General features: G+C 69.9%; 6 protein-coding genes. 5 read left to right on the top strand and 1 reads right to left on the bottom strand.

Annotated features, from left to right (window positions below):
* Positions 1-3 precede the first annotated feature (3 nt).
* From ABD369_RS23005 to ABD369_RS23025, 5 genes are all read left to right on the top strand, one after another.
* Positions 4-2,688 carry a hypothetical protein gene (locus tag ABD369_RS23005; protein WP_344638390.1) on the top strand — a complete coding sequence of 895 codons (2,685 nt, stop codon included), beginning with the start codon at positions 4-6 and terminating at the stop codon, positions 2,686-2,688.
* 545 nt (positions 2,689-3,233) lie between these two features.
* Entirely contained in the window at positions 3,234-4,211 is a 978-nt protein-coding gene (locus ABD369_RS23010; protein ID WP_344638391.1) for an ABC transporter permease, read from the top strand.
* A gap of 49 nt (positions 4,212-4,260) precedes the next feature.
* Positions 4,261-5,256: an ABC transporter permease gene (locus ABD369_RS23015; RefSeq protein WP_344638392.1), complete on the top strand. Its 996-nt coding sequence runs from the start codon at positions 4,261-4,263 to the stop codon at positions 5,254-5,256.
* A complete protein-coding gene (locus tag ABD369_RS23020; RefSeq protein WP_344638393.1) occupies positions 5,253-7,403 on the top strand; it encodes an ABC transporter ATP-binding protein in 2,151 nt (716 codons plus the stop codon). The genes ABD369_RS23015 and ABD369_RS23020 overlap by 4 nt, the downstream gene beginning before the upstream one ends.
* A 144-nt stretch (positions 7,404-7,547) precedes the next feature.
* Complete coding sequence (locus tag ABD369_RS23025) at positions 7,548-9,248, top strand: ABC transporter family substrate-binding protein (protein ID WP_344638394.1); 1,701 nt, start codon at positions 7,548-7,550, stop codon at positions 9,246-9,248.
* Positions 9,249-9,338: 90 nt separating this feature from the next.
* Here the strand turns inward: ABD369_RS23025 and ABD369_RS23030 are convergent.
* Positions 9,339-9,537: oligopeptide/dipeptide ABC transporter ATP-binding protein (locus ABD369_RS23030; RefSeq protein ID WP_344638395.1), on the bottom strand; the 199-nt coding region annotated here is incomplete at its 5' end.

Consider the following 9,537-nt stretch of genomic DNA (forward strand, 5'->3'; position numbering starts at 1 on the left):
GCATTGAGCAGCCGCGAATCTGACAGCGCGTACCCGCCGCGCCGGCCTGGGGGCAACTCCGGCCGGCGACCGGGGGAGGGGCCGGACGCGTATCCGTCGGGCACCCCGCCGTACGGCACGGGTCTCCCGGGCGGCCACGCCGCCGATCCGTTCGGCCCTGGGGGCACCCCCGGCCGGAGGCTGGGGGAAGACCCGGCTGCGACCGAGCCGGGGGCGGACGACGACACGCCGAAGACCGAGACCACGCTGACCACCAGGATCCGGATCAACATCCCCGGCTCCCGGCCGATCCCGCCGGTGGTGATGCGCAGCCCCGTGAAGAACGAGGAGAGCGCCGCCCCCGCCGAGCCGTCCGGGCCGAACGGGCCCCGGCACCGCTCCGCCACACCGTCCTCGCCCGTGCTCGGGGTCATGGACCCCGACCCGCGGGCCTCGACGCCGCCGAACCTGCCGCCGGAGTGGCAGAACGCCGGCCAGCAGGCCGCACCCCAGCCGCAGAGCGGCTCCTCGGACTCGACCGGCGAATGGTTCCGGCCGCGCCAGCGGGGCCGGCAGCAGGACGCCGGGCCGGCGCCGACCGGTCCGGGCGCGGGCGTCAGCGCGGCGATGGCCGGTGCGGCCGCCGGAGCGACCGCGGCCGGTGCGCGCAACGAGGGCGGGCGCCCCGGCGGTACCGCCACGCAGACGGGCCAGGAGCGGATGCCCGGGCAGGAGCCCGCGCCACGCGGTCAGGGCGCCCCGGAGCAGGGTCTGCCGGGCCGTGCGGACCAGGCGCGGCCGGGTGCGGGCGGTGTGCCCGGGGCCCGGCCGGCGGGCCCGCAGGCCTCCCCCTTCGCGGCGGACGGTCAGCAGCGGCAGCCCGACGGGTTCGTCCAGGACGCCGGCCGCGGCGGTGCGTTCGGTGCGGGCGGGCCGGCCACCAACGACCCGTACTCCGCCGCCCCGTACCGCGAGAACGCCGTCGAGCCCGGCCAGGGCTTCCCCGCCGCGGGTAACCGGCAGGCCACCGACCCGTTCGCGCCGGGCCCGGCGCGCGGCGGCCGCTTCGCGGGCGCTCCGGCCCAGGCCGACCCGTTCGCCGCCGCGCCCGCCAAGGGCGACCCGTTCGCGGGAAACCCGGTCCCGGGCGGGCGCTTCGCGGGCGGTCCGGCACCGGCTGACCCGTTCGCCACCGGCCCCGGGCAGACCGACCCGTTCGCCACCCGCCCCGGGCAGGGCGACCCGTTCCGCACCGAGGCCGCCGCACCGCGCCGTCGGGCCGCGCCCAAGCAGGCCGACCCGGCCGGCGGTCCCGGTTCCGCCGCGGGCGAGCCGGAGGACACCCAGATCGGCGGCTTCGAGCCGATCGGCCAGGACCCGCAGCACGGCGGCATATCCGGGCTGCCCGCGACCAACCGGTTCGGCGCGGCTCCCCCGCCCGCGGCCGGCACCGACCCCTTCGCTCCGGGCCGCCCGGGCGCGCAGGCCACTTCGACCTCCGACCGGCCCCACCCCTTCCCCGACGGCAGGCCCACCCAGGGCCGCTTCGCCGAATCGCCGGGCTTCGAGGCGCCCGCACCATTCCCCGGCGTACCCGGCGCACCGGCCGGCCCGCCCTTCGGAGCTGCCCCGAAGGGCGCCGAGCCGGGCGGCAACGCCGAGGCCCCGGCCTCCCCGGAGGCCGGCAAGAGCGCCGGTCCGGACGCCAAGGCGCCGCAGCCGAAGGCCGCCTCCGGCTCCTCCGCCCCCGCCAAGTCCCGCGGCGGCCGGGTGAAGAAGCTGGCCGGATACGCGGTCGGCGGAGTGCTCTTCGCCGGCGCCGCCGCGTACGGAACCGGCCTGATGCTCAATCAGTCCGACATCCCCAAGGGCACCACGGTGCTCGGCACGGACATCGGCGGCGACTCCCGCGACCAGGCGGTCAGCACGCTGGACAGCTCGGTCGGCAAGGCCGGGCAGCAGCCGCTGAAGCTCAAGCTCGGCGACCAGACGGTCAACCTCGACCCGGCCACCGCGGGTCTGAGCTTCGACACCACGGCCACCGTGGACGGGCTGACCAAGCACACCTACGATCCGGTCGCGGTGATCGGTTCGCTGAGCGGCGGCAGCACCGCCGTCGAGCCGCAGGTGAAGGTGGACCGGGCGAAGCTGAAGGCCGCGCTCCAGACCCTCAGCGGCAGTTCGGCGCAGGGCCTCCAGGAGGGCTTCGTCCGCTTCACCGCCGCCGGCCAGACCGAGGTCGTCCCCGGCAAGGCGGGGCAGGCCGTGGACGCCAACGCCGCGATGGACCTGATCGAGCAGGCGTACCGGGACCGGGCCGCGGGCAAGCCGGACGCCGTGGTGACCGTCCCGGTGGCCGCGGCCCAGCCGAAGGTCACCGAGGACGCCCTGAGGGCCGCCGCCGACAGCCTCGGCAAGTCGGTGCTGAACGGCACCGTCACGGTCTACGCGGGCACCAAGAGCTTCGACTTCGGAAAGGTGACCGCCAGTCAGGCGCTCACGCTGGCACCGGACGACTCCGGCAAGATCGTCCTGAAGTGGGACCTCGACAAGCTGAACGACGCCCTGAAGAAGGTCTCCTTCGACAAGGTCAAGATCAAGAAGGACGGCGCCCCGGTACAGGTCACCCCCCAGGACGTCGCGGACGGCATCGCCTCCGTCATCGACAAGACCGCCGCCAAGGACCGGGTCTACCGCTTCCAGGTCTGACCCGCCCGCCGCGCGACCGAAGGCCGGGACCCGTTCACGGGTCCCGGCCTTCGGCGTTCCCGCGCCATCTATCCAACGATTCCATATATCCACATATCGGACATATGTTTTTCATCGCGGACACCTCAATTCATCCACTCATTGATCCGCGAAAGCTGGCGAATTCTCGCCATTGGCGACTTATGGCCGGACATACCGCCGCCGTCGCGCAGTAGCGGAATCCTGTGCTCCGGCGGCATTGGAGCCCGAAATACGCCCCTCAGCCGGGGTTGGAGCCGAAGAACCTACGGTCAAAACGGTCTTCGACCTGGAGGATTGCGCCCAGCGTTACCAATATTTGATCCGGCGCCAGTCGACAAGCGTTCACCTGGTTAGCAAGATGTGGCAGCGAGCCGTCCTACAGCGGCTGTCGCATTTCTGACCAACAGTCCGACCTCCGAGACGCCCCTCAGCATCAAGTGCGGGACCCGCCATCCTCACGGATCGCGCCGTCGGGGCCCTTGTGCAGTCGGCGAACGCGGGACCGCACGAGGGAGAGAACCACCTTGGGTCGCTATTTGCTGCGCAAGCTGGCCAATAATCTGATTTTGGTCGTCCTTGCCGCCTCCCTCTCATATTTCGTAGCGGGCCTGAGCCTGCACCCGCAGGCGAACTACGAAGGTCGCAACCCCCCGATCCCCAAGGCGACCATCGCCAAGACGCTCGATGACGTGAACATGAACCCGGACACGCCGATCGTCACCCGGTTCGCCACCTGGGCGGAGGGCGTCGCGCACGGCGACCTGGGCAAGACCATCGACGGTTCGTCGGTCAACGACGAGGTCGGCCGCCGGCTCGGCGTCTCGACCCGCCTGCTGCTGCTGGCCACCCTCCTCGGCTCGGTCGGCGGTGTCGCGGTCGGCGCGGTCGGCGCCATCAAGCAGTACAAGTTCTTCGACCGGTTCAGCACACTGGCCTCGTTCTTCATCCTGGCCATGCCGGTCTTCATCCTCGGCCTGTTCCTCAAACTGGGGACGATCCAGCTGCTCGGAGCGGGCACCATCCACTTCACCGGTGAGACCGACCCCGAGTTCGCCGGCCGCTGGGACTTCGCCGCGCTGGGCAACCGCGCCGAGCACATGCTGTTGCCCGGTCTGACGCTGATCCTGATCCAGGTCGCCCTCTACAGCCGCTACCAGCGCAGCACCATGCTCGACGTACTGGGCAGCGACTTCCTGCGCACCGCGCGGGCCAAGGGCCTGCGCCGCCGCACCGCACTCGTCAAGCACGGTCTGCGGACCGCGATCCTGCCGGTCGTCCCGCTGCTGGTCTACAACATCGTTCTGCTGTTCGTCGGCGCCACGTTCACCGAGAAGACCTTCGGCTGGCACGGCATGGGCGAGCTGCTGGTCAACTCCATCACCCGCAACGACGTGAACGCGACGGCGGCCGTCTCGCTGTTCACCGCCGTGCTGGTGCTGATCGCGGGATTCCTCTCCGACCTGATGTACGCGGCGCTCGATCCGCGCGTCCGGGTGCGCTGACGCACCCGACGCAGCATCACGTCCCTTACTCAGCAGAGGAGAAGAACTCATGAGCGACGCAACGACCGAGAAGCCCAAGACCGCCAAGCGGCAGAGCCGCGCCAAACTCACCATCCGCCGCTTCGCCCGCAACCGGCTGGCGCTGGCCGGTCTGGCCGTCCTGGTCATCCTCTTCGTGATGGCCTACGGCGGGCCGCTGGTGGACAAGTACGACTATCTGCACCACGACTACATGGCATTCAACGCCCCTCCGGGCGGCGACCACTGGTGGGGCACCAACCAGGGCGGACAGGACCTCTTCGCGCTGACCATGCGCGGCCTGCAGAAGTCCCTGGTGATCGGCCTCCTGGTCGGCATCATCAGCACCCTGGTCGCGGGCGCCGTCGGCGCCGTCTCGGCGTACTACGGTGGCTGGGTCGACCGCATCCTGATGTGGGGGGTCGACCTGCTGCTGGTGCTGCCGTCCTTCCTACTCGTCGCGGTGCTCTCGCCGCTGTTCCAGAAGGCCAGCTGGCTGATCTTCGTGGTGCTGCTGGCCGCGTTCAGCTGGATGATCACCGCCCGCGTGGTGCGCTCGATGACGCTGACCCTGAAGGACCGCGAGTTCGTCAAGGCCGCCAAGTACATGGGCGTGTCCGGACCGGTCATCATCTTCCGGCACATCCTGCCGAACATGGCCTCGCTGCTGATCATCGACATGGTGATCCAGGTCGGCGCCGCGGTCATCGGTGAGAGCGGCCTGTCCTACTTCGGCTTCGGCATCCAGGCGCCGGACGTCTCGCTCGGCACGATCATCGCCGACAACACCACCAACGCCCCGGCCTACCCGTGGCTGTTCTACTTCCCGGCCGGCTGCCTGGTGCTGATCGGTATCGCGGTCGCCTTCATCGGCGACGGTCTGCGCGACGCCCTCGACCCGAACGCCTCCGGCGCCAAGGCCAAGGCCAAGAAGCTCAAGCCCGCGGGCACCAAGAAGGCCGGCCAGGGGCTCCCCAACCAGCTGCAGGGTCCGAGCACCTCCTCCGACGCGCTGAGCGCGTCATGACGGCCGCGGCCAACTCCTCGCAGCCCTCGGACAGCACCCGTACCAAGGAAGGACTCCGACCGGTGACCGACTCCCGGCTGGACAAGTCTCAGCCCATCCTCGACGTCAGCGACCTGGTCGTCTCGTTCCCCAGCGAGGCCGGACCGGTCCGCGCGGTGCGCGGTGTCTCGTACACCGTCCGCCCGGGCGAGGTGCTGGGCATCGTCGGCGAGTCTGGCTCCGGCAAGTCCGTCTCCTCGATGGCCGTGCTCGGCCTGCTGCCCGACTCCGCCGCGGTCACCGGCTCGGTCAAGCTGGGCGGGCGTGAACTGCTGGGCCTCTCGGACGGCGAGATGTCCAAGATCCGCGGCAAGGACATCGGCATGGTCTTCCAGGACCCGCTGTCCGCGCTCACCCCGGTGTACAGCGTCGGCACCCAGATCATCGAGGCGCTGCAGATCCACCAGCAGATGACCAAGGAGCAGGCCCGAGAGCGGGCCATCGACCTGCTCAACACGGTCGGCATCCCGGACCCCAAGCGCCGGGTGGACAACTTCCCGCACGAGTTCTCCGGCGGTATGCGCCAGCGCGCGATGATCGCCATGGCGATCGCCAACGACCCCAAGGTGATCATCGCCGACGAGCCGACCACCGCGCTGGACGTGACCATCCAGGCCCAGGTACTGGAGGTCCTGAAGAAGGCTCAGGAGCTCACCGGCGCCGGCATTTTGATGATCACGCACGACCTCGGCGTGGTGGCCGGCTTCGCCGACCGCGTCCAGGTGATGTACGCGGGCAAGCCGGTCGAGTCCGGCGACGTGGACGAGGTGTACTACTCCCCCCGGATGCCGTACACCATCGGCCTGCTGGGTTCGATCCCGCGGCTGGACGACACCGAGCGCCGCGCGCTCACCCCGATCGAGGGCACGCCGCCGTCCATGGTCGAGCTGCCCCAGGGCTGCCCGTTCGCGGCCCGCTGCCCGATCGCGATCGACCGCTGCCGCGAGGTCGAGCCGGAGCTGTCGGTCAAGGAGGGCGGCACGCACCCGACCGCCTGCCACCGCAGCCACGAGCTGGGCGACACCCTGGACCCGGACGCCATCTACCCGGTGCCCGAACTGCCCGAGTCCTCCGACCTGGAGCAGCGCCCCCGCGGCGAGCGTGCCACGGTCCTGGAGCTGGACAACCTGACCAAGCACTTCCCGCTCAGCAAGGGCGCGATCGTCAAGCGCAAGGTCGGCGTGGTGCGCGCGGTGGACGGCATCTCGCTGGAGATCCGCGAGGGCGAGACGCTCGGCCTGGTCGGCGAGTCCGGCTGTGGCAAGACCACCACCCTGCTGGAGATCCTGGACCTGCCCAAGGACCAGGTCGGCACCGTGACGGTCTTCGGCAAGGCGACCAAGAACATGAACCGGAACGACCGCAAGGCGCTCCGCCGGGACATGCAGATCGTCTTCCAGGACCCGATGGCGGCGCTGGACGCCCGGATGCCGATCGGCGACATCCTCGCCGAGCCGCTCAAGACCCACGGCTGGGACAAGGCCCGGATCGCAGCCCGCGTCCCGGAGCTGCTGGAGCTGGTCGGCCTCAACCCCGACCACGCCGACCGCTACCCGCAGGAGTTCTCCGGCGGCCAGCGGCAGCGCATCTCGATCGCCCGGGCCCTGGCCCTGGAGCCCAAGTTGGTGATCCTCGACGAGCCGGTCTCCGCCCTGGACGTCTCCATCCAGGCCGGTGTGCTCAACCTGCTGGACGAGCTCAAGAGCAGGCTCGGACTCAGCTACCTGTTCGTCGCCCACGACCTCTCGGTGGTCCGGCACATCGCCGACCGGATCGCCGTGATGTACCTGGGCCGGATCGTCGAGATCGGTGAGACCGACGCGATCTTCGACAAGCCGTCCCACCCGTACACCCAGGCCCTGCTCTCCGCAGTGCCGCTCCCGGATCCGCGCCGTGAACGCGAGCGGACCCGGATCCTGCTCACCGGCGACCTGCCGAGTCCGGCGGACGTACCGAGCGGCTGCCGGTTCCGCAACCGCTGCCCGAAGTACCTCACGCTCGACGAGCGCGACCAGCAGCGCTGCCGCGACGAGGACCCCGCCAGCGCGAAACTCGCGGACGACCACTCGGCCGCCTGCCACTTCGCCAAGGCGCTGGAAGTGATCTGACCCCACCGAGCCCCACCTCAGGGCGTCCTGCACCACCAGTACAGCCAAGTCCAGTACAGCCGTAGTCGTTCCACCGGCACCTCCCGTCGCCAATGACGCTGCCGGGTCTACTCCCACACATCCGTAACCACCAGGGGGAATCCCTTGAAGCCCAACCGGATCCCGGTCGCGCTGGTCGCCACCATCGCCGCCGCCTCGCTGTCGCTGACCGCCTGCTCCAGCAGCAAGAGCGACGACTCCGCCGCCCCGGCCGCCTCCTCCGCGCCGAAGCCGACCCAGACGGCGATGAACGCCAAGGACCGCTCCGCCCTGAAGCAGGGCGGCACCCTCAACTGGGCCATCGACCAGATGTCCAGCCAGTGGAGCCCGCTGGAGGCCGACGGCAACGAGTCGTCCACCATCGACGTGGCCAAGGCCCTCTTCCCGACCTTCTGGCGCTCGGACGCCGGTGGCACCCAGACGCCGAACAAGGCCTACCTGGTGGACGCCAAGTCCGAGGTGAAGGACGGCAAGCAGGTCGTCACCTGGACCCTCAACCCGAAGGCCAAGTGGTCCGACGGCACCCCGATCACCTGGGAGGACATCCAGGCCAACTGGCAGTCCCAGAACGGCACCAACAAGGACTACAAGGTCTCCTCGACCTCCGGCTTCGACCAGGTCGAGAGCGTCGTCAAGGGTGTCGACGACTACCAGGCGATCATGACCTTCAAGGCGCCGTACGCGGACTGGCAGGGCATGTTCAACAGCGTCGCCAACGCGCCGCTGCTCCCGGCCAAGTACATTTCCACCCCGGACCTGTTCAACACGGCTTTCGTGAACAAGATCCCGGCCACCGCGGGTCCGTTCAAGCTGGACAAGATCGACCAGACCGCGAAGACCGTCACCGTGGTGGCCGACCCCGACTACACCGGTGACAAGCCGCTGCTGGAGAAGATCGTCTACAAGGCGATGGACACCAACACCATGCCGCAGGCCTTCGCCAACGGCGAGATCGACTTCTTCAACAACGGCCCGGACGCGGCCGGTCTGAAGCAGATCCAGGGCACCGCCGACGGCGAGGCCCGGATCGCGGGCGGCCCCGACTTCCGCCACGTCATGCTCAACGGCAAGAGCCCGATGCTGACGGACCCGACGGTCCGCCAGGCGATCTTCCAGGCGATCGACCGCGACACCATCGCCAAGTCCGATCTGAACGGCCTGAACTGGCCGCCGGCCGCGATGAACAACCACTTCCTGGTGCCGACCCAGAACGGCTACAAGGACAACTCGGGCGGTCTGAGCAAGTTCGACCCCGAGACGGCCAAGAAGACGCTGGACGCGGCCGGCTGGAAGATGGACGGCGACGTCCGCAAGAAGGACGGCAAGGAGCTCGCGCTCAAGCTCGTCATCCCGGCCGGTGTCACCACCGCCACCAACGAGAGCTCGATGATCACCCAGATGCTGCAGCAGGTCGGCATCAAGGTGACCACCTTCACCGCCCCGTCGGACGAGTTCTTCGACAAGTACGTCTACAAGTACGACTTCGACATGACCGTCTTCGCGCTGCTCGGCAACCCGTTCGCCGCCAGCTCGATGATGCCGCAGTACAAGCAGGGCGGCGGTGCCAACTACAGCCAGGTCGGCAGCGACGCCCTGGACAAGGCGCTGGACGGCGCCGTCGCGGCCCCCGACACCGCCGGCGAGCTCGCCGGGCTGGACAAGGCGGACGCCGAGGAGTGGAAGGTCGCCGGTCTGCTCCCGCTGTACCAGCGTCCGGCCATCTACGGCGTGAAGAAGAGCATCGCCAACCTCGGTTCCCCGGGTCTGTCGGACTACATCTTCGAGAACATCGGCTTCACCAAGTGATGTTCCGGCCCTGAGCCGCTCAACGGGACGGGCCCCGGAGGGATTTCCCTCCGGGGCCCGCCCCGTTGAGCGGCGTCACACCGCCCTGCGCTACTCGACCTCGCACTCCGCGGCGAAGTGGCACGCGGACTCGTGCGCGGCCGGCCCCTCCAGCGAGGGCACCGCGAGCAGCGGCACCTCCACCGCGCACCTCTCCTCGGCCTTCCAGCAGCGGGTGCGGAAGCGGCAGCCCGAGGGCGGGTTGGCCGGCGAGGGGATGTCCCCGGACAGGATGATCCGCTCACGCCCG

Origin of the sequence: Kitasatospora cystarginea, from assembly GCF_039533515.1 — a bacterium.
Lineage (GTDB): Bacteria > Actinomycetota > Actinomycetes > Streptomycetales > Streptomycetaceae > Kitasatospora > Kitasatospora cystarginea.